We start from the raw sequence: 20,849 nt of genomic DNA, 5'->3' as shown, positions 1-20,849 counted from the left end.
TAAGCCATGTTGCAGATTAATACTTTTTAAGATATAAGCTATAGTTAAAAAGTACATATCTGTATATGTACCTAATGAACCTAATAGGTAAATTATCCTTCTTTCTCCACGAAGTTCTTTCCTGAGTCATAGTACTGGGTTCAGAAGAAGTATTGATCTGCTCAAAGACAGATTTAAACTTATCATACAACAAGCCCTTCCCTTTATTTTGCAGAAACGAGATCATCATATCAAACTCTGTTTTTTCCGGATTTTTCATTTCCGAATACCGGCCGAACTTTTCGAAGAAGTTACTACGCCTAATATGAGGATGGTCACTATACAGAGGAAATTTATCCAGGTTATTTGACCAATGATTAAATATCATCTCTGAGAAACCATACTTGTATACTCTTTTGTGTGTATACTCTAAATACGAATAGAACCTCACTGTATCAAAACGTAGATCTTCAGCTAAGATACTTACCGCATTCTTCAAAGGAACTTCACAGCCTGGCAATGGTATAAAATCTTCCTGAACATACAAAGTATAGGGAGATTTCACAGCATCCTGACCTTTGTTTATGTTATTTCCTAAACCTTTGTTTTTAGGTGTCGTTACTAACTTAAATTCAAATCTAGCCTTTAGGCTTTCGATATAACTTAAATGTTCTGGCCGACTTCCATCATCAGACACAACAATTTCATGAAAAGAACAATCAACCTTATCAAAATTGTCGAGCAACCGTTCTAATGACTTACTTCTATTGTAGTGCGTCACCAATAAAGTAACATTCTCAAAATGATGCGTTTTAACTGCCATATAATTTTACGTCTTTTAAAAACAAGTCTTCTCCCATTTTTTTGAAACAACATTATATTGTTTTATTACTTTGGCGGGGTTTCCAACAGCAATAGAAAACTCTGGGATATTTTTAGTCACCACACTTCCGGCACCAACAATGCAATGTTTCCCAATGGTAACTCCTGCCGTGATCACACTATTTGCGCCAATCCAAACATCATCACAAATTGTTATCTGCTTGCAGATTACCTTCTGCAAAGATGGAGAAAGTGTAATATCTTCATATCCGTGATTTAGCCCTGAAATTACAATATTTTGTGCTAGCATCACATTATTTCCAATAAGAACAGGCCCGATGATGACATTTGATATCCCTACGATAGTTCGATTTCCTATTATAACATTCCCGACTCCATTATTAATAGTTGAAAAATCTTCAATTACCGATCGCTCGCCTAATTCAAATTCATTAAACGGAAAAACATCTAACCTTGTCCTTCTTCTGATAATGCTTCGTTTACCACGCTTATGTTTAAATGGATTCAAAAAAATCCGCACCCATAATCTTGGCCTGTGCTCATTTGAAGGAATCAAAAAAGCCAAAGCCATCTTTTTTAATTTCGGGTTCGATTTTATTTTTGATATTATTGACATTTGCTAGGTATATTAAACAATGCTCGGAATACAACTTTCTGAAATATGGCTACTCATCATCATCTCTCTTCATTGCATTCAAACCACTAATTATTCCAAGAACAAAAAAGACTAACGCTGGCAATCCAAATATTTCGTAAGGCATATTAAACGGCTATAAATTTATTTTCCCTAATATCACGATCTATCTTCGGCATCTTATATACCAGCACCCAGGACATATAGATAATTATAGAAGATGGAATAGTATTCATTATCTCATTTCCATAACTACAAAACAGTATGCCTCCAATACCTGAAGTAATGGCGATTCCTTTAACTCTAAGTGCTTCATCCTCTATCTTCCAAACTATACCACAACACTTACCAAGTATAAACGTCATCATTCCAAACCAAATTACAAAACCAACGATACCCGTCATTGCCCAAATTTTCACCCAATAACTATCTGGCTGAACTTTAGATAAAAATTTATCAGAATTATATTTCATTCCATAATATCCAATTACGCCTAAACCTCCGCCCAAGGGTCTGGAGTCCATATAATCCCTTAACAACTTTTGAGAATTAAATCTCACATTTAGAGAGGGGTCATCAGGGTTTAATGCAGATCTGAATCTATATATGTTATAATTTCCATTACCAATTGTTGTAAACTTTAGGAAGCAAACAAAACAAATACCAACGATTCCCCCTAAAAATAAAACTTTAAATTTTTTGCTCAACAAGATAGCAATTAGCCCACCAGAAATTACTGCGAAAAAGGCCCCTCTCGTTCCGGATATAAGCATTCCATAAAACATTAAAGCTGAACAAATAAACAATAAAATTTTTATTTTCTTATTAAATGGTCCGAGTGCTAAAATCAATGACAGTAACCCTATATGCGCCTGAGAAGAACCGAACTGTGCAGCCTCGGAATAGATGGAAAAAACACGCAGGCGCCCCCATAGCAAATGCGTAATCGAACCACCCTGATCTAAAAATCTTTGATCTCCCGTAGAAAGTCCAAAGTGGAGCTGTTTAGCTCCATATAAAGCTGCGGCAGTGGATAATCCAATAATAACAATTAAAAACTTGTTCAGATCTTTATTTGTTCTCAAAGCCAAGAGTGAAAGTGTTACGATTAACAAAGGTATTAATGCAACCGGTACAATCTCCCTCAACCAACCGTCTACACTAGCCCCCGCTGGATTAAAAACTTCTAAAATACAAATTATGAACCACGCTAATATAATATAAAACAAATCGCTTCGTAACCCTTCCCAATCCTGGCTGGATGGTTTGAAAATAGTGAGGAAAAGTCCAAACAGTGGCAGGGATAATGCAATGATATCCGCAGGTAAATCCAGGTTTAATTGCCTTGTAAATAACTTAACAATAAATGCATAAATAAGTGATAAAAAAAGGATTGATTTAGGATTCATAAGCGAATAAGGTATAAAACAATTAAGAACTTACTGTTTATTAAACAGTCTAAGTATCTTTATACTCACTTAATTTAATTTTATTTAATACCCATCCCATAAATCCAGGTTGATGCTTGATAAAACTTACAAAATCCTTGTCCCTATCAGTTAAAGCCCTTCCGGCTTCAAATACAGCTATATTTTTCTCAGTAAATGACAGCCATTCTTTTGCAAGGTTAATATCAGATAAACTGTTGACATCTATAATAACCAAATCGAATTCATTTTTTAGTATCTCAAAACCTGCTTTTAAACTTTTCTCATTCTGAGATTCCAAAAGCGAGTAGCTTTCATCACTTTTGCTCAAAATAGTAATCAGATCTTCAGTCACCACTTCTTTCTTTACTAAAAAAGATTCGAAATTTTGACCTTTTACTAACTCTTTGGTATTCGCTTTATCAATAAAATTCGGCTCTTCCCCGATTAATAGAATTTTCTTACCCGTCATTGCAAAGGCATATGCCAAATTATAGGCCAGAAATGTCTTACCCTCTCCATCTGTCAGGCTGGTAATACCTACAATATTACTGGAATCTGCAGTTAATGTATTGTTTATTTCAAAACGCAATGACCTTAATAAGTTCTTATAGGCAGCATAATCAGCATTATTTTTGTCTTTCCAGATATTTCTAATGCTTCTATCAGGAGTAGTAATATAACTCAAACTTCCCAGTACTTTAGATTTTGTTGCTGAAGACAGTTGCGAGGAGGTATTGATAGAATGATCACTCAAGAATATCACGACAAGAACCATTACACATAAAAAAAGACTCCCTATTCCCGCCATCGCCAGGAATAATATTTTCTTTGAAGGTTCAGGTAAGCCTGGAAGACCATACTCTTCAATATTCAATCTTAACCCTATATTCTGATCAGTTTTAGTTTGATTGAATCTATTCAAAGCATCAGTATATTCCTTGGTAGCAACATCAGCATCACGCATATAGTTTTGTATTCCGGCATCGAAAGGAACCATTGCATAATATTTACCTTTGGCTTCTGCCAATTCGCTGTCAATAGAGCGCATGCTTCCATTTAATTGTGCCAATGTAGTTTCAAGTCCATATTTTTGCTGGAGAAAATTCTGTCTAGATATCTGAGGATCAACTATATATTTATCTGAATTTAAAGTTGTTAATGAACTTTTAATGGAAACTAAAGAATCAACTTTTCTTTTATCCGACTGCTTAAATCCTCCATCAACATACCTCTTATTTGCTAACTCTAATTGGTTATTTATGTTAATTATTCTTGCATTATCTTCTATAGCAGCCCCACCTAAATCAGTATTACCACTCTTCAACTTACTTTCAATCGCATTAATAGTATTTTGTGTAGATTGTATCTGACGAATAACTTCGGCTTTTCTATTTTCAGCCTGTGTAATCTGTTGATATACCAATTCTGATTGCTTATCTATATTTAATACTCCGTTTTTCATTTTAAATTCTTTCAACGCAATATTTTTAGCATTCATTTCTTCTTCCTTTCTTTTCAGATCGGCATTGAGTATTTCAATAGAATTATTTTGATTAAAGTTCACTTCTGAGCTGAAATTTTTGATAAATTCCGTTGCTAATGTATTTACTGCATAGGCAGATAAATCAGGGCTATCAGAAACAAATTTAATGTCAACATAATCGCTGTTATCAACATGTGTTACTTCTATACTTTCACTCAGTGCATACTCACCGTATCCCATAGAATTCACAATATCAAATAAATTATACTTTCCTTTCCGATCTGCCAGTGTAAGCGGTATTTTATTAAATAGCCGCTCTTTGTAAATTTGAATAACCTCTTGCCTCTCGTTAGCAGTTAAAGAATCAACTTTTTCATTGTATTTTCTAAAGCTCTTTCTTGGATCAGACAAATCATGAATAATTAAATTGTATGAAAGTATATTTAACATCTTCTTCATCTTCATCTTCTCCATGATTGTCGTAAATTGCTGACTTATTTTAAAAAAGTCAGTGTTTTGTTCTGTAACCTGTTTCGACTGATCCAACAATCCAGTGGAAATCTTAGCGTTAGAACTATACTGTTTCGGTAAGTTTTTAACAAAATAATAAGTCGTTGCCACAGCGATTACAGGAACCAATATCAGAAATAACTTATACCTATATAAAAGCTTTAAAAACCGTTTAATATCCATATTTATATTCGTAGAACCTATTTAATCTCTTCTAGTTTTTTACCTATTATTTCTTCTAAAGCATCTTTTGTTTTTAAATAACTAACTTCAGATTCAATTTTTGATGAATTCGCACCAGCTAGAGCAACTCTTGATTGATTGTAAACGTCAAGTGTAACCTCACCCTTTTCAAATTTATATTTTAAATTTTCTGCAACGTTTTTACCGTCTTGAACCACTTGAGAATTAATTTTTAGTTGATTCAACTGCTGTATATAATCATAATATCTCGCTTTAACTTCATTAGCTAACGTTCTATCGTAATCTTTCATTTCTAATTGAGCTATTTTATAATCAATTTTAGCTTTCTTAATTAGAAATGGCCGCTGCAAAAGAGAACCTAAACTTACATTTATGCCAAGTTGAAAACCATTAACGATATAGGGGTTATTAGCATCAATCGCAGACTTACTCTGTGGGCGCCAAAAATAAGAAGCACCAACCATATCCAGATATCCTAATGTGGTTATAGGAATATCTGCTTTAGCCTTTTCAGCGTTTAATCCAAGAATTTGTCTTTTAATTAAGTTTTCTTTTGCCGCCTGAATGTATTTTTCCAAAGTGGAATAATTTATTTCAGCAAGTATAGATTCTTGGGCAGATGATTTAAAACCAAAAGCACACATCAAAACTATAATTAATAGTGATACATTTTTCATTTACTTAAATTTTAGTTGAGTATTAATTAATAATTACAAATTTATTTGTTCCGAGGAACTATCTTAAATATCCTTTTTAAACTTGTTCTTTCTGTATCAACGCAGGTATGGTTTTCATAATAATTTTTAGATCCAGCAAAATGGAATAATTAGCCGCATAATAATTATCCAGTTCCTTCCTTTCCGTTTCAGACATATCCTTTTTTCCCCGCTTGCTGATCTGCCACAAACCTGTTAAGCCTGCTGGGCCTAAAAATCTCGTAGACCATTCGTTAGTGGTCAGTTGCTCTGCTTCATAAAGTGGCAGTGGCCGGTTACCTACTAAAGACATATCCCCGATAAATACGTTGATCAGTTGCGGCAGTTCATCTATACTGGTCCTTCTTAAAAAAGAGCCCAATTTTGTGATCCTCGGATCATCTTTAAATTTCACAAAAGCAGCTTTACCATTTTTACTATTTGACTCACTGGCATATTGGTTCAGTTCGGCAATCGACGCAATCATCTGATCGGCATCGCTGCGCATCGACCTGAATTTATAAAAATCGAAGATCCTGTACCCCGCGCCTACCCGCTTACTTCTATATATCACTTCCCCCTTTGATTCCAATTTGATCAAAATTGCCACAACGATAAAAATTGGGGTTAAGAACAATAAGGCACATCCGGAAGCCAAAAGATCAAAAATACGTTTGGTCATTGGAATCTGGTACTCCACATCCATTTGTTTGGAGAGTTCTAAAAGTTTTGGTTTAATTAACTTAAATTTAATGAGAAAATTAAGTCTTTCATAAAAATCTTCAACTGGAAAAGGGTAAGTATAATAATCGTTCACCTGCAATTCCAGCGCTTTTTTTCGCCAGCCCTTATCCTCTTTAATGCCCAGGAGCACAATGACCAAACCATGAAGCAGCGGGTTTTTCTTAATATATTTAACCTGTTCAAAACAATCTTTATTGTCATCCACCTCTATTAAGATAATGTCCGGCAAACTTAACAGAGACTGGTTATCCAAATGCTTCTTAAAATCATCAGGATTATCTAAATGCTCTATATTGAAATTCGAATCAAAATCTTCAAACACTACACTTTTAAGCAGTTTACCAAAATAAACGATCTTTGCATTGATCTCCGGCCTGTTAATAGTAGCTGTTATCATCATGAGAGGAGTTGTGTGATGTGAGACTTTAAAATGGTAGGATTAAAAGGTTTCTCCACAAACCGGTCTATTTTAAAGGGCATTTCTTTTACTTTATCCTCCAGATCTTCTGCTCCTGAAAGCAGAATAACCGGGGTATTTCTATAAAAACCACTGATTTTAAGGTTTTTGATTAATGTACTTCCGTCAAAATAAGGCATCATCAGGTCAGATATAATTAAATCAGGATCATTTCCCTCTTCCAACCACGCTATCGCTTCAATCCCGCTTGTTTTAATAACCAATGTATAAGTGGATGACAATATAAAGTTCAACAATTTGAGTATGCTTGGTTCATCGTCAACAACTAATATAATTTTTTTAACGCCGTCCTTACTCTCCATGGCTTATAAAGCAATTTTTTGGTTTATTAAAATTAAGTCAAACGTAAACAAATAATTTCAACTAACTTATTTTATTAAAGGTTTTTATCCTAATTATTTTTTTTATTTAAGCTGAGCGTAAAAATAGCATTTTCTTATAAAAAGAATCAATAAATTTATGAATATTGGTGTAGGCAGGACATAGCTCCCCCCTATTGGACATTTAACCAACACTCCAAACTCGCTTTTTTCGTTAAATTTACTTGGCTTTAATCGTGAAAATTCCCTCCCGAACCTCGCCTTCCTTACAGGAATTGAGCTCGTTGGAGACTACCCGCCCATCAGAATCGATCACCATTAACCGGATACCCTGGGCTTCTAAAGACTTCACCTGGGTTTTAAGATTAAAATCTGTTACATAAAAGAAAGGTATATCTTCACTACCATCTTTTACGTTTACGTTATAATCTTTATTCTGAACAGAATAACTTACCTGACAATCGTTACATTCCACTCTTAATATTCCTTTGTTGTTCAGCACAACATTAGATAAGTCGTCAGTGAGGGATTCCTTTTTACAACTGCAAAAGGACAAAATGAGAAGAATCAATAGGGTTGAGATTTTCATTTTTATTACTTTTTCAGAAATACTAAGAGAAAAAATCAGGCCATGAACCAGAATAAGTAAATATGCAGCTCAATTTAGCGCCATATCATCGAATTACCGGCAATTTTGCCTAAAAAAGCAACAATACAAAGCATAACTGCGGTGGAAACGCTGCTTCCCCATTCAAAAACAAACTCCTCAACTTTCCTCAAATCGGGGAATTTAATCAACACTACAAAGCAAATATTTAACAAAAATTCAATTTAATTGCGAATCCCGGTCCCTTAAAAAGCCTGTTTTCTTTTATAAATTAAATATTTCTTTTTTTTCCGGTAAAAAATATCCACACAAATCAGGTAACAAAATACTTATAATGAGTATATTAGCAAAATAAATATGGAAACACCACCAAACGAACCTGGTAAAATGTTTTTTTGTAAGTTTTGCTTATTGAAATGTCATATAAATAACTATTTTTACTCTGTTGTTGAGAACAGCTTATCAGCAGCCATTTTCATATGAAATACACACCTCTTCCCGAAAATGAGAAAGAACGATTAAGGGTATTACACAACTCTCAGGTATTTGACCCCGCGTATGAGGCCCACTTCGAACGCATTACTGAAGTAGCTTCTTCTACATGTGACACCTCAATTGCATTTATTACCCTGATAGACCAGAATAAACAATGGTACAGATCAAACAAGATCTTCACTGCAGAAGAAATTGCGATTGAAAATGAATTTTATCGTCAAACTATAAATTCTCCCGGAATCCTGGAAATTACCGATCCGGCAAGTGACATCAGGTTTAAGATAAATACCAGCCACCAGTACATTAAAATCAATTATTATGCAGGTATTCCATTAATTGATTCCATCGGGAACATTATTGGTGCCTTGTCTGTATTTGATACGAGACCTAAAGAAGTACTTACCTCTAAGCAAAGAAGGATACTGGAGCTGCTTTCTATCGAAATCATTTCCCTGGTTAATGAGATCAAGAATAAAAAAGAATTAAACCACTTTTTAAAACTCTATAAGTCTTCACATGATCTCATTTGTGAAGCGGACACCGATGGTCAGTTAAAACGTGTAAACCCGGCTTTCGCAACAGCACTTGGCTGGCAGGAACAAGACCTGCTCGGCAGTTCCTTTTACAATTTCATTCATCCTTACGATTTGCAATCTACGAGTGATGAGTTAAAAAAGCTAAGTTCATTAAAGAATGCGGTAAACTTTACCAATCGTTTTAAAACGAAAAAAGGAGAATACAGAACCCTACAATGGAGTGCAACTACAGAAGTAGATTCTCAGCGGATACTGGCGATTGCCAGGGACATTACCAGAGATAAAAATCTTCAGCAAAAAATCCTGACCAACGAGAGTAAGCTCAGGTCATATGTAGAAAATGCGCAGGGTTTTATGTTTACCCATGACCTGTCAGGTAATTTCTTATTCATCAATAATAACGGGGCACAGCATTTAGGCTATACCAAACAGGAAATGCAAAGTATGAGCCTGTATGATCTGATTCCTAAAGACCACCATTCTGCCATTAACGATTACCTTAAAGAAATCAAAGTTAAAGGAAAAGCAGAGGGCCTGATGGCAACCACGCACAAAAAAGGCAACGATATCTTATGGATATTTAACTGTGTACTGGAAAATTCAGCATCAAGCAAACCCTATGTGATTTGCAATTCCATAGACATAACCGAAAGACATAACCTGGTAAAGGAGTTAAAAAACCGGAACCAAAAACTTGAGCAGGCAAACCATATTGCCCGTTTAGGGAATTGGGAATTGCACCTGGTTGAACAAAAACTGGTCTGGTCTGATATTACCCGTCAGATATTTGAAGTAGGACATGACTTTGACCCGAGCCTGGAAAGCGAACTGTTATACTATAAACCAGGGGCTACCAGAGAGAACAGGTTCAATGCGCTTAACGCGGCAGTATTACATGGGAACAGCTGGGACCTGGAATTAGAGCTGCTCACCGCAAAAGGAAATCAAATCTGGATCCGTTCCATTGGCGTCCCTGAATTTCTGGAAGGCAGGTGTTATAAAATACGGGGTACCATTCAGGACATCACCAAAATTAAGCGCATGGAAGCGAACTTAATTTCTGCAAAAGAAGATGCTGAATTAGCCAACAAAGCCAAATCAGAATTTCTGGCCAACATGAGCCATGAAATCAGGACACCACTGAACGGCATTATTGGATTTACCGACCTCCTGATCAAGACACAACTTAACGAGACCCAGCAACAATACCTGTCTATAGTTACACAGTCTGGAAACGCCTTGTTAAATACCATCAATGATATTCTAGATTTCTCCAAAATTGAAGCCGGTAAATTAGAGATGAACTGGTCCAAGTTCAATCTTTATGAAATGGCAGAGGAATCTGCAGATGTCATCAAATACCAGGTACAAAGCAAAGGACTCGAAATGCTGCTGAATATTTCAGCAGACCTGCCTAAATACATCTGGGCAGATGAACTCCGGCTGAAACAGATCCTGATCAATTTACTCGGTAATGCGGTAAAATTTACCGAAAGCGGTGAGATTGAACTGAAAGTAGAAGCCTTAACCAATCCGGAACTACCCGAAATCAAGTATCGTTTTTCTGTGCGGGATACCGGGATTGGCATTAACCCGGATAAAAAGCTGAAAATATTTGATGCATTTTCACAGGAAGATGCCTCTACCACAAAACGGTATGGAGGCACTGGATTAGGATTGACCATTTCTAATAAATTACTGGGACTGATGAACAGTCAGCTCCAGGTAGACAGTGTAATGGGCAAAGGAAGTGTATTTTATTTCGAAATTATCCTCCAGTCTGAACCGGGAGAATCGGTCGAGATCCAGAACCTGGATAAAATCAAGAATGTTCTTATTGTTGATGACAATAAGAACAACAGGCTGATCATCAATAAAATGTTATCACTGAAACAGATCAGATCAGTGGAAGCAGGAAGCGGCGCTGAAGCCATAAAACTGATTACCGGCGGCGAGAAGTTTGATGTGATCCTGATGGATTATCATATGCCTGATCTGGATGGCCTGGAAACCATAACAAAAATAAGAGAGGTACTGAAAGATTCTGATAAAGATCAGCCGATTGTTTTGTTGCACAGCTCTTCTGATGAAAGCATCATCAAGGCCTGTGAAAAATTAAATGTACATCATCGTCTGTTAAAGCCAATTAAGCTGAAAGATATGTACAGTTCATTGTATAGGGTAATCTCTAAAAAGAACGAAAAACAGAACGTGGTTGTTCAGGAATCAGAACGAATGGACGATGCCATCAATGTCCTGATCGCAGAAGACAACGCGGTTAATATGCTGCTGGCTAAAACCATTGTCAGACGAATCGCACCAAATGCGACGATACATGAGGCAAAGAATGGTCTCGAAGCACTGGAACTTTATAAAAGCACAAGTATTGATATCGTCCTGATGGACATTCAAATGCCGGAAATGAACGGCTATGAAGCGACGAAAAAGATCAGGGCAGTACAGCATAAGATCCACACCCCGATAATTGCCTTAACTGCGGGAAATGTTAAAGGAGAAAAAGAAAAATGTTTTGCTGCAGGAATGGATGATTTCATATCCAAACCCGTAGTGGCACATACCATTGCACTTTCCCTGAAAAAGTGGCTTAAAAACCCTACAGAAGATCCGCATAGCGACCTGTCTTTATCCCCATCAGCAAATTTGGATTATCATTTTAACATCGAGCTGCTTAAAGAATATGTAGGGGACGATGAAACTGTTTTAACAAAAGTATTGTCCTTACTCCGGACCGAACTGATGAATTTCGTGAAAGAATTTAAGGAGCATACCACAAATAAAGACCTCAGCAGGATACAGCAATTGGGTCAAAAAGTTTATGACACCGCTATTGTATCAGGATTAACGGCACTGGCTGTTATTGCGAAAAAAATAGGAGCAGTTACCGTCTACAACGAAACGGAGATCAACAGCTTGTTTTCGGAGGCCAGGGACGAAATAAAAACAGCCATAGGTTTGATTGTCAGATAATTTATTTTACATAAAAAAAGCCGGAACTGACGCTCCGGCTTTTTTTATCTAAAAATACTTTTTATTTAATTCTTGGGCTGCACCCGTCCTGATTTTCTATCCTGCCCTCTTCCGATCAGGTATCCGGTACCTGCACCTACAACACCTCCGATAATCGCTCCCCGGCCATCTTTTTTGTCAATCAGTACACCACCAAGCGCTCCGGCACCGGCACCGATCACAGCTCCTTTAGCAGCCTGGCTCCAGCCTTTTTTCTTTGCAGGAGCAGCCTCCTCATTACTATATTGTCTCGATGCAGCTTCATTTCGCTCAGACAGTAACAACATGCGTTTTTCTTCTTTTATCTGAGCCAACCTGGCCTCTTCTTTTTGCTTTTCTTTCTGCTGAACCTCAGCTTTCTTAAAACTGTCCAGTCTTAAACTATCCTTGATAGCGGCCACAGCTTTCTGTTTAATCAGCGCTTCCTCCTTAGCATTGTTTGTACATGCCGAAAGCATTAAACCCAATATGATTACCGAAAATAACTTTTTCATAACTGTCTTATTTAATTAATTATAGTATCTACTGAAAAAATGATGCCAAAGATCATTTATCTGCTAAAGAAGAATGACCAGGCCTTTCTTGGGTATCATTTTGATCATCCTCCCCATCCGGATTTCCTGAAATACGGTTATTGTCACTATTCAGATTGCCGTATGTCGCAGTTTCATCGGATGATCCGTCAGCATCCAGGCCAAGGTTTTCGTTAGGGTCATCACCCAAACCAGCTTTCTTGCCTATGCCATTACGTCTTCTATTTTTCAACACAAATACCTCCTTAAAGTTTAATAAATACTATGGTTAGATAACAATATCCCCCCAACTAAGTTTTAGATCATCAGGTCATTTTTCCTGAAAAAGCTACAAAAGCAGCCCTGTTTAACATTTTGATATTAAAGTTCAATTGATTATTTTCACAACGAAATATATAACATAATTATGCGTACAACAGGAAAAGTTAAATGGTTTAATTCTGCAAAGGGATTTGGATTTATAACTCCGGAAGATGGAGGAAAGGATATTTTCGTGCATTTTTCTGCAATTGCAGGTGATTCATTCAGGGAATTGAATGAAGGGGACAGTGTGGAGTTCGAATTGAATGATGGTAAAAAAGGTCCTGAAGCTCAAAATGTAACAGTACTTTAACTGGTAAATTTATGCTGTTCAAAAGGGGTTTGTTTAAACATAACCCCTTTTTCATTTTCAAAATATAAACAGAAATACCTTAATGGGCCAATCAACCGCTTCGGTTAAATTACAAACAGTAAGTATTTTAGGTTGCGGCTGGTACGGCCTCGAATTGGCTAAAGCCTTAGTTGCTAAAGGGTACACCGTAAAAGGATCCAGCACCACCGCTGAAAAGCTACCCCTACTGTCCAGCCACCAGATACAGCCTTTCTTAGTCAGTTTTGAACAAGAGGAAGAAAGCTATGACCCGCTCTTTTTTCAAACTGATGTATTGTTCATCTGTATCCCTCCTAAAAGAAGCAGCAGTCAGCAATCTGCTTACCTCCATAAAATCCAGCGGATTTGCAATGCCGCAACACTTCATAAAACCTCAAACCTGGTCTTCATCAGTTCAACATCCGTTTATGGCGATCACAATGAGGAGGTAACAGAAATCAGTATCCCGATACCCGAAACTGCTTCCGGCAATGCCATACTTGAAGCCGAAAATCTGCTAAAAAAACAAAGTGGTTTCCACTGTACCATTCTTCGTTTTGCAGGCCTGGTTGGTCCGGGCAGACATCCGGGAAGATTCTTTGCAGGAAAAAAGGAGCTGCCAAATGGCCAGGCACCCATTAACCTGATCCATTTAACAGACTGTATCGGCATTAGCCTGCAGCTCATTGAACAGCAGTTGTTTGGACATACCATCAATGCATGCTCACCGGATCATCCGGCTAAACAGGACTTTTACGTTGCAGCAACCCTAAACGCCGGATTGCCGCTTCCGGAATTTAAAAATGAACGCTTAAAATGGAAACTGATCTCCACCATCCATACACCTTTGTTAAATTATACGTATCAGCTGGCAAACTGGAAAAACTGGCTTAATGAAGACAACTTATTATAAAAAACCGTAAAATAAATAGATGAAACTGACAATATTAGGTGCAGCACAGCAGGTAACCGGAAGTATGCACCTGTTACAACTGGATAAATACAACATCATCATAGACTGCGGACTTGATTATGAGAAAGAAACCTATCAAAACGAGAACCTCTATTTTCCGTTTAACCCTGCAGACATTGACCTGGTGGTATTGACCCATGCACACATAGACCATTCGGGAAATTTACCTACGCTTGTCCGGATGGGTTTTAACGGACAAATCCTTTGCACTCCTCCCACAGCAGAACTGACTGAGTTACTTTTACTGGATTCGGTTCATATTTTTCTAAGCAAACAAAACAAACGCTCCAGGAGCAAAAGAAGTAGACCGGGCCCGGAACCATTATACCTTGAAAAGCATGTAAAAGATACGCTGGAGCGCTTTGTAACCATCAGCTTCCATAAAGAATTCCGCATCAGCGAACAGCTGTCCCTTACATTTATTCCAGTAGGACATTTATTAGGAGCAGCTGCAGTGGTATTAAGCGTTCATGAAAACGGAACAACAAAGAAGATTGCTTTCACAGGGGATATAGGGCGAAAAAACTATCCTTTACTCATCGATCCTCAGCCCCTGCCCCCTGTTGATTACCTGGTTTGTGAATCTACATACGGAGGCCGCCTGCACAGCACAGAAAGCACACTGGAGCAAAAACTCATCGAAACGATTACAGAATCCTGCATCAAATTTCCAGGCCGTCTGATCATTCCTGCATTCAGTATCGGCAGAACCCAGTCTTTGGCCTATGCCCTGAATAAAATATTCAGCAAAGGCTTACTTCCCTCCGTAAAAGTATTCATCGACAGCCCGCTGGCCAGTTCAGCTACGGAAATTTATACCAGATACCGCGACCTGATGAACGATGAAGCCAAAGCATTCTATGGTGATGCGCAAAATGCTGATTTTAAAGAGCTTTCATTTGTAAACGACAAACGTGAAAGCGTATCCGTATCCAATTACCACGAACCCTGCATCATCATATCCTCGGCAGGAATGCTGGAGGGCGGGCGTATCCAGGACCACCTCTATTATAACATACAAAATTATTATTGTACCATACTTTTTATCGGGTATTGTGCCAAAGGCACACTCGGAAACCGGCTTTTAAGGGGAGATCCGATCATCAGGCTGAGAAACCGTGACCTTATGGTATACGCCACCATCAAACAAACTGATCTGCTGAGCGGCCATGGCGATCATCAGGACCTGATGAATACCATCAGACAACAGGAACCCGCTCAACTGAAACAGGTTTTTCTGGTACACGGAGAAACCAGCAGCATCCAGGCATTGGCCGATGCTTTACTGCAGGAAGATTATCGGGTGACCATTCCGCAAAAGGGACAGCTTTTTGAGTTATAACCCCTCAGCTACGGATTAAAATTGTAGCAAATACTATACATATTTTTTGATATCCAGCCCATGCAGCTTCTTTTTCCGGCCAGCACAGGCCTCCGATTAAACTACTGATTTTGAATATCTTCCCAATTATTAACGGAGAAAATACGCTTTGGCAAGGTTATTACAAGCAGGTAAGCATCTGGCAATAAACCGGATTAAAAATAGCTAAATTACAGTAATATGAACTCAAAAATTACAAAAACAGCCTTGATGCTGTCCCTGATGGGGTTATCATCGCAATTATTTGCACAAGACTCTGGCAGATTTTCAGAGAAAACTTTTCGCACCTGGTCTGTAGGTGTTCATGGAGGAGTATTGAGCCAAAATACGATATTTAATGGTAAAGAGCGTGATTTCCAAACTGCTAAAGAAAGTATTGGTTACGGCGCCTTCATTAAAAAACAAATCTTCCCGTCATTAGGCATCCAGGCCGATTTCTTAAGAGGAGAAGTTGAAGGTTTAAGGTACAATACCAATGCGCTTAATGCAAATGGTGATGTAATCTATGATGGCAACTCCAGCTATAAAACAAAAATCGAATGGTCAGCTGCCCTAACCGCAGTTTATAACATCGCCAACATCAGCATCAACAACGAAAATGCGGTATTGATCCCTTACGTTAAAGCCGGTGCCGGTTACATGATAGCGGGTGCAACAACCACTAACGTTCCATTGTCTGCAAACGAAGGCTATGAAGAAAGATGGTTTGTACCAGTTGGTGCTGGTTTTAAACTGGGTGTTGCTAAAGGCATTAACGTTGACTTAGGTTACGATGTGAACTTTGTTAAATCCGACAAATTTGACGGTTTTAACAATGGAGGCAAAAACGACAAATTCTCTTACGGTCACGTAGGTTTAGAATTTGCCCTGGGAAACAAAGAAAAGCCTCAGTTACAAAACTACAGCTCTTTAGCTAACCTGCGCAACCAAACAAAAGAAGAGTCTGATGAGCTGAGAAGAGCTTTATCAACTGCAGAGCAAAATGCAGCCAGGGATAGAGAGCAATACGCCAAAGACATGGGAGATGAAGACAACGATGGTGTAGCCAACAAATTCGACAAATGCCCTGGAACAGGATCAGGTACTGTTGTTGATGGTTCAGGTTGTCCGATCAAAGTTCAGCGTGAAGTGATCAAAGAAACTAAGGTGGTGGTAACAGAAGCTGACCGTAAAGTAGTAGATGAAGCCATTAAAAACCTTGAATTTGATTTAGGTAAAGCTACGATCCGTTCTACTTCTTATTCCACCCTAAATAAGGTAGCTGCTTTATTAATCGAGAAAAACTTCAGCTTAAAATTAGCCGGACATACCGACAATACAGGTTCTATGGCTTTAAACCTGCGTTTATCTAAAGAAAGGGCAGAATCGATCAAAGCTTACCTGGTATCGCAGGGTGCAAATGCTTCACGTATCGAAGCAACAGGTTACGGTCCAAACCAACCTATTGCCTCCAATAAAACTGCCGACGGTCGTCAGAAAAACCGCAGGGTAGAATTTACCTTATACTAGTATCAAAACATAAATGAACAAAAACGGCCAGGCAATATGCCTGGCCGTTTTTGTTTGCGGTCATCCCCCGGATTAAGGCGCTTTAACTTCCTGCTTTTCCTTAGGTACAAATACCAGGGAAGCAATGACCGATAAGATCAGCACCCCGCCTACTATGGATAAAGACAAAGGAGAAGAGATGTGATAAAAAGGTGCAATTACCATTTTAACCCCGATAAAAGCCAGTATAATCGCCAAACCATACTTTAACAGGCTAAACATATGGATAAAGTTAGCCAGTAAAAAATAAAGCGCTCTTAAACCCAAAATGGCAAAGATATTTGAAGTATACAGGATCAAAGGATCATCAGGTGCAATCGCAAAAATTGCAGGGATAGAATCCACCGCAAACAATAAATCGGTAAATTCAATTACCGCAACCACTACCAGTAAAGGTGTAGCCAGCCTCACTCCGTTTTCTACGGTAAAAAATTTAGCCCCGTCAAACTCCTTGCTTACTTTAAAGAACTTATAGATCACCCTCGCACCCGGACTTTTACTGAAATCCTTCTCCTCATCATCGTCCTCACCGGCAAACCAGGACTTGATCCCGGCATAAATCAGGAACAGGCCAAAGATCAACAGTACAATATTAATTTTGACCAGGTAACCAAAAACAGTCATTTCAGGCAAATAAGTCAGGTTAATGAGGCCTACGCCTGCAAAAATGAAAATTGCCCGGAACAGCAGCGCACCGATGATACCCCAGAACAACACCTTATGGTGCAACTCTTTAGGTACATTGAAAAAACCGAACACCAGGATAAACACAAAAAGGTTATCCACAGACAGGGCCTTTTCTATCCAGTACGCAGACTGGAACTGTGTAAACTTCTCAAAACCTGAAGTCAGGTAAATTACCCCGCTAAAGATCATCGACAAACTAATCCAGACCACAGACCATATGGCTGCCTCTTTACTACTCACCGCATGAACCTTTTTGTTAAAAACACCCAGATCCAGCAGGAGCATTACCACTACCACAATTGCAAACCCGATGATCACACCGGGATGATTAATCATATTATCCATTTTATATTCTAATTTTTAAATTTATCTGTGTGATCATTGGTGATAAAAATGCTAAAAAAGATCAGTTTTGAGCATCATTTTTAAAATATTGGCCTGTACATCAAAATTGTTCAGGTGATTCAAAAAGTCAATATCAGAGATCTTAATGTAATTCTCTTCCAGCAATTTAGTGATCTCTAAAGGAATATAGGTTTTGGCCGTAGCCGCACTACTTTCCAGTTTATCATTTTTATAAGCCAGTTCCTGTATCAGTCTGTCCTTTTCAGACAGATTGTTGTCCAGGTCTACCCCTTTCAGTTGCTCCGGCTCACAAAACAAGAACAGGTTCCTGCTGGGGAAGAATAAAAAGTAACGGTCCAGGTCTATAAACTTATAAACCTCAACAATCAGCTGCCCCGATTTCAAACCATAGAAAAACTCCGTCCTGAAGTCCTGCCTGCACAACAGGCCCATTAATTTCCGCTCAATACTGGCATGTACATCCACATACATTTCATCAGGTTGATAACCGATCAGTTCCGACAGCTGGGCTGTCGAAATATCGTGATAAAAATCCCTGGCATACCTGGCGCTGAAGGTATTGATATTTTTGGCAAAAGGAAATTCTTCTGTATGGTCAGAAAGTACTTCAAACAGCTTTCTTAAGGATAAATTGATCTTTAAAGATTGCTTCTGTTTATCCAGGTTAAAACTCTTTTCCGTATATACCGCACTGCCAACCTTATCCATCAACTCCCTGTTTAACTGAATTTCATCATAGATCAGGGTAACATTTTTCTCGTTGCTCTTTTTAATTTTCCTCAGCAGCTCGATCAGGCTGGCTGTGAACTGTACGTGGAACAGCTCCAGCTTATCTATATCCAGCTCTTCATTATTGGCAAAAAGCTGGTGGATCACCCTACTCCGTAAATAAATTTTATAGACCGTTTCCTCCTGAAAAAAAGCAGAGAGCAGCTGCAAACGGCTGATCTCTGCCTCGGATTCCTTTAAAATATTTACACGTCGTTCATCCATTGTTAAAATTAATTAACCCGGGTAACGTTTTTCTTCAGTTCTGATTCTAAGGTTTTCAATTCACCGTCCAGTATTTTTCTGCTTTGCGCACCGTCCTCATGGATTTTCTTCACCTCGTTTAAGGTTTCTATCAATGCAGAAGTAGTCATTTTAAGCGTATCTAAAGAAACAATGGTTTTTTCATTTTCTTTCGCTACGTCAATGCTGTTCTGTTTCAGCATCTGCGCATTTTTCTGCAAAATGGTATTGGTGGTATCAGAAACCTTTTTCTGCATCTCAACATTGGCCTTTTGCCTTTGCAGGGCAACCGCAATCGTCAGCTGGTTTTTCCATACCGGTATCGTAGTAGACACAATAGACTGTGCCTTTTCGGCAATAGAGGTATTGTTATTCTGCACCACACGGATCTGGGCCAAGGACTGCAGCATAATGAACCGGACGATTTTCATATCTGCCAGGCGCTTGTCCAGCCTGCTGATAAAATCGCGCAGGTCTGCAATTTCATAATCCTGATAATCGGCGGGCCGGCCTTCCATTTCTGCAAGCTGAAGGCTCAGCTCATTAAATTTAAGCTGACCGGAAATGATCAGTTCCTCCATCTGGTGGATATAGCCCACATTGCTGTCAAACATCGTCTGCAGGGAGCTGTTGTCCTTAATGGAATTTAAGCGGCCTGCTTTGATCTTATTGGTGATCTTGTCCACATTGTTCACCACCACATCATATTTCTGGAATAGCTTTTTAACATCTACCACCAGATTTTTCAGAAAAGGGATCTTTGAAATAAAGGATTTAAACCCGCTTTGCTCCAACTCACCTACGTCAATATAATTCAGTTCGGTAAGCAATTCATTGATCAGACCACCCACCTCGCCACTGTTGTAGGTACGTACAGACGACAAGAAATCATTACTGTATTTCTCCATAGAATTCTGGGCATCTGCACCATAATTCAGGATAGAATTGACATCAGACGGGACCAATGATTTGCCCATCTCCTTGTATTTCTGTTCGTCGGCAGTACTCAGCACGGCCAGGTCCACATTGCCGTCCTTGTCAATTTTTGCAGGACTAAGGTTTTGTGTTTCGTTCGGATTAGTTTCCATTTTTATTCAGATAAAGCTAAAGCGCCTATAAATAACTTTGAGTTACGGTTTTTACCGTTTCTTCCAGTTTCTTGTCCTTGGTCGGTTCGCCAATTGCATTGAACTTCCAATCCCCGTTTTTCTTATAAAACACCCCCATTACCATCGAAACATGACCGGCAAAATTAGAGCCGTTCGCAATGTCATAGGTAGCAAATACCTCATTCACACGTTTGGGAGTTCCTTCATAAATTCTGATCGAAGCAAAAGGAATGGTTCCAAAATCATGTCCCCTAAAGCTGTTCAATACAAAAGCCACATAATTTACAGCAGGGTTCAATCTGGAAAAATCAAGGGTGATCACCTCATTGTCCAGGCCGTCATCCCCACCCATATCTCCTGTCAGATCATCGCCACTGTGTTTTACTGAACCGTCTTTTGAGCCCAGGTTACCAAAATAAACCACCTCGGCCAATTCTTTGTTTTCATTGTAAAGGGCACAGCTGGCATCCAGGTCAACCGCTTCTTTGCTTTTGCCAAAGCCAAACATTCCTTTTTTCTCTATTGCACCCCAGTTGATCCCGACACAGATGCTTTGAAGCTTGCTGCCGTTACTTTTTTCCAGGCTGATGCGCTGTCCTTTTTGAAGATTGATTGCCATAATTTC

The 20,849-nt window shown here is 38.5% G+C and carries 19 protein-coding genes; 5 read left to right on the top strand and 14 right to left on the bottom strand.

Annotation, left to right across the window (positions count from 1 at the left end; translation table 11 throughout):
- Positions 1 to 16: 16 nt before the first annotated feature.
- The 8 genes from R2Q85_RS02980 to R2Q85_RS02945 all read right to left on the bottom strand — a co-directional run bounded on the left by R2Q85_RS02980 (position 17) and on the right by R2Q85_RS02945 (position 7,909).
- The gene (locus R2Q85_RS02980) at positions 17 to 802 is read right to left on the bottom strand and encodes a glycosyltransferase family 2 protein (protein WP_316810256.1); all 786 of its coding nucleotides are present in this window, start codon (positions 800 to 802) and stop codon (positions 17 to 19) included.
- A gap of 15 nt (positions 803 to 817) precedes the next feature.
- Entirely contained in the window at positions 818 to 1,438 is a 621-nt protein-coding gene (locus R2Q85_RS02975; protein ID WP_316810255.1) for an acyltransferase, read from the bottom strand.
- 146 nt (positions 1,439 to 1,584) lie between these two features.
- A complete protein-coding gene (locus R2Q85_RS02970) occupies positions 1,585 to 2,865 on the bottom strand; it encodes an O-antigen ligase family protein (RefSeq protein WP_316810254.1) in 1,281 nt (426 codons plus the stop codon).
- 49 nt (positions 2,866 to 2,914) lie between these two features.
- Entirely contained in the window at positions 2,915 to 5,062 is a 2,148-nt protein-coding gene (locus R2Q85_RS02965) for a lipopolysaccharide biosynthesis protein (RefSeq protein ID WP_316810253.1), read from the bottom strand.
- Between the two features lie 17 nt (positions 5,063 to 5,079).
- Positions 5,080 to 5,760 (bottom strand): TolC family protein, encoded by a 681-nt coding sequence (locus R2Q85_RS02960; RefSeq protein ID WP_316810252.1) that lies wholly within the window; start codon positions 5,758 to 5,760, stop codon positions 5,080 to 5,082.
- Between the two features lie 76 nt (positions 5,761 to 5,836).
- Complete coding sequence (locus tag R2Q85_RS02955) at positions 5,837 to 6,922, bottom strand: sugar transferase (RefSeq protein ID WP_316810251.1); 1,086 nt, start codon at positions 6,920 to 6,922, stop codon at positions 5,837 to 5,839.
- Positions 6,919 to 7,302 carry a response regulator gene (locus tag R2Q85_RS02950; RefSeq protein WP_316810250.1) on the bottom strand — a complete coding sequence of 128 codons (384 nt, stop codon included), beginning with the start codon at positions 7,300 to 7,302 and terminating at the stop codon, positions 6,919 to 6,921. Before R2Q85_RS02950 ends, R2Q85_RS02955 begins: the two co-directional genes overlap by 4 nt.
- Before the next feature lie 238 nt (positions 7,303 to 7,540).
- Positions 7,541 to 7,909 carry a hypothetical protein gene (locus tag R2Q85_RS02945; RefSeq protein WP_316810249.1) on the bottom strand — a complete coding sequence of 123 codons (369 nt, stop codon included), beginning with the start codon at positions 7,907 to 7,909 and terminating at the stop codon, positions 7,541 to 7,543.
- Positions 7,910 to 8,406: 497 nt separating this feature from the next.
- Between R2Q85_RS02945 and R2Q85_RS02940 the strand changes: the two genes are divergently transcribed.
- Positions 8,407 to 11,946 (top strand): response regulator, encoded by a 3,540-nt coding sequence (locus R2Q85_RS02940; RefSeq protein WP_316810248.1) that lies wholly within the window; start codon positions 8,407 to 8,409, stop codon positions 11,944 to 11,946.
- Between the two features lie 65 nt (positions 11,947 to 12,011).
- On the opposite strand, the gene R2Q85_RS02935 is transcribed toward R2Q85_RS02940, so the two are convergent.
- Entirely contained in the window at positions 12,012 to 12,479 is a 468-nt protein-coding gene (locus tag R2Q85_RS02935; RefSeq protein WP_316810247.1) for a YMGG-like glycine zipper-containing protein, read from the bottom strand.
- Between the two features lie 52 nt (positions 12,480 to 12,531).
- The gene (locus R2Q85_RS02930) at positions 12,532 to 12,750 is read right to left on the bottom strand and encodes a hypothetical protein (protein WP_316810246.1); all 219 of its coding nucleotides are present in this window, start codon (positions 12,748 to 12,750) and stop codon (positions 12,532 to 12,534) included.
- A gap of 174 nt (positions 12,751 to 12,924) precedes the next feature.
- Here R2Q85_RS02930 and R2Q85_RS02925 point away from each other — a divergent pair, with 174 nt between their 5' ends.
- The 4 genes from R2Q85_RS02925 (at position 12,925) to R2Q85_RS02910 (ending at position 17,012) form a co-directional block, all read left to right on the top strand.
- Positions 12,925 to 13,131, top strand: a complete 207-nt coding sequence (locus R2Q85_RS02925) for a cold-shock protein (RefSeq protein WP_015807769.1) — start codon at positions 12,925 to 12,927, stop codon at positions 13,129 to 13,131.
- An 82-nt stretch (positions 13,132 to 13,213) separates the two neighbouring features.
- Positions 13,214 to 14,062: an SDR family oxidoreductase gene (locus R2Q85_RS02920; RefSeq protein WP_316810245.1), complete on the top strand. Its 849-nt coding sequence runs from the start codon at positions 13,214 to 13,216 to the stop codon at positions 14,060 to 14,062.
- Between the two features lie 19 nt (positions 14,063 to 14,081).
- Positions 14,082 to 15,464, top strand: a complete 1,383-nt coding sequence (locus R2Q85_RS02915; RefSeq protein ID WP_316810244.1) for an MBL fold metallo-hydrolase — start codon at positions 14,082 to 14,084, stop codon at positions 15,462 to 15,464.
- 219 nt (positions 15,465 to 15,683) lie between these two features.
- Entirely contained in the window at positions 15,684 to 17,012 is a 1,329-nt protein-coding gene (locus tag R2Q85_RS02910; protein WP_316810243.1) for an OmpA family protein, read from the top strand.
- Positions 17,013 to 17,084: 72 nt separating this feature from the next.
- Here the strand turns inward: R2Q85_RS02910 and R2Q85_RS02905 are convergent, their stop codons facing one another.
- From R2Q85_RS02905 to R2Q85_RS02890, 4 genes are read right to left on the bottom strand one after another with little or no spacing between them, the layout of a single operon-like run.
- Entirely contained in the window at positions 17,085 to 18,074 is a 990-nt protein-coding gene (locus R2Q85_RS02905; protein ID WP_316810242.1) for a TerC/Alx family metal homeostasis membrane protein, read from the bottom strand.
- Between the two features lie 60 nt (positions 18,075 to 18,134).
- On the bottom strand, positions 18,135 to 19,097 hold the full coding sequence (locus tag R2Q85_RS02900) for a hypothetical protein (RefSeq protein WP_316810241.1): 963 nt from the start codon (positions 19,095 to 19,097) through the stop codon (positions 18,135 to 18,137).
- Positions 19,098 to 19,105: 8 nt separating this feature from the next.
- A complete protein-coding gene (locus R2Q85_RS02895; RefSeq protein WP_316810240.1) occupies positions 19,106 to 20,203 on the bottom strand; it encodes a toxic anion resistance protein in 1,098 nt (365 codons plus the stop codon).
- Between the two features lie 25 nt (positions 20,204 to 20,228).
- Complete coding sequence (locus R2Q85_RS02890; protein ID WP_316810239.1) at positions 20,229 to 20,843, bottom strand: TerD family protein; 615 nt, start codon at positions 20,841 to 20,843, stop codon at positions 20,229 to 20,231.
- Positions 20,844 to 20,849 lie beyond the last annotated feature (6 nt).

This window comes from Pedobacter heparinus, from assembly GCF_032678725.1.
Lineage (GTDB): Bacteria > Bacteroidota > Bacteroidia > Sphingobacteriales > Sphingobacteriaceae > Pedobacter > Pedobacter heparinus_A.
Note: the sequence above shows the minus strand (reverse complement) of the source record. Positions and strands in the feature narration are given on the sequence as shown.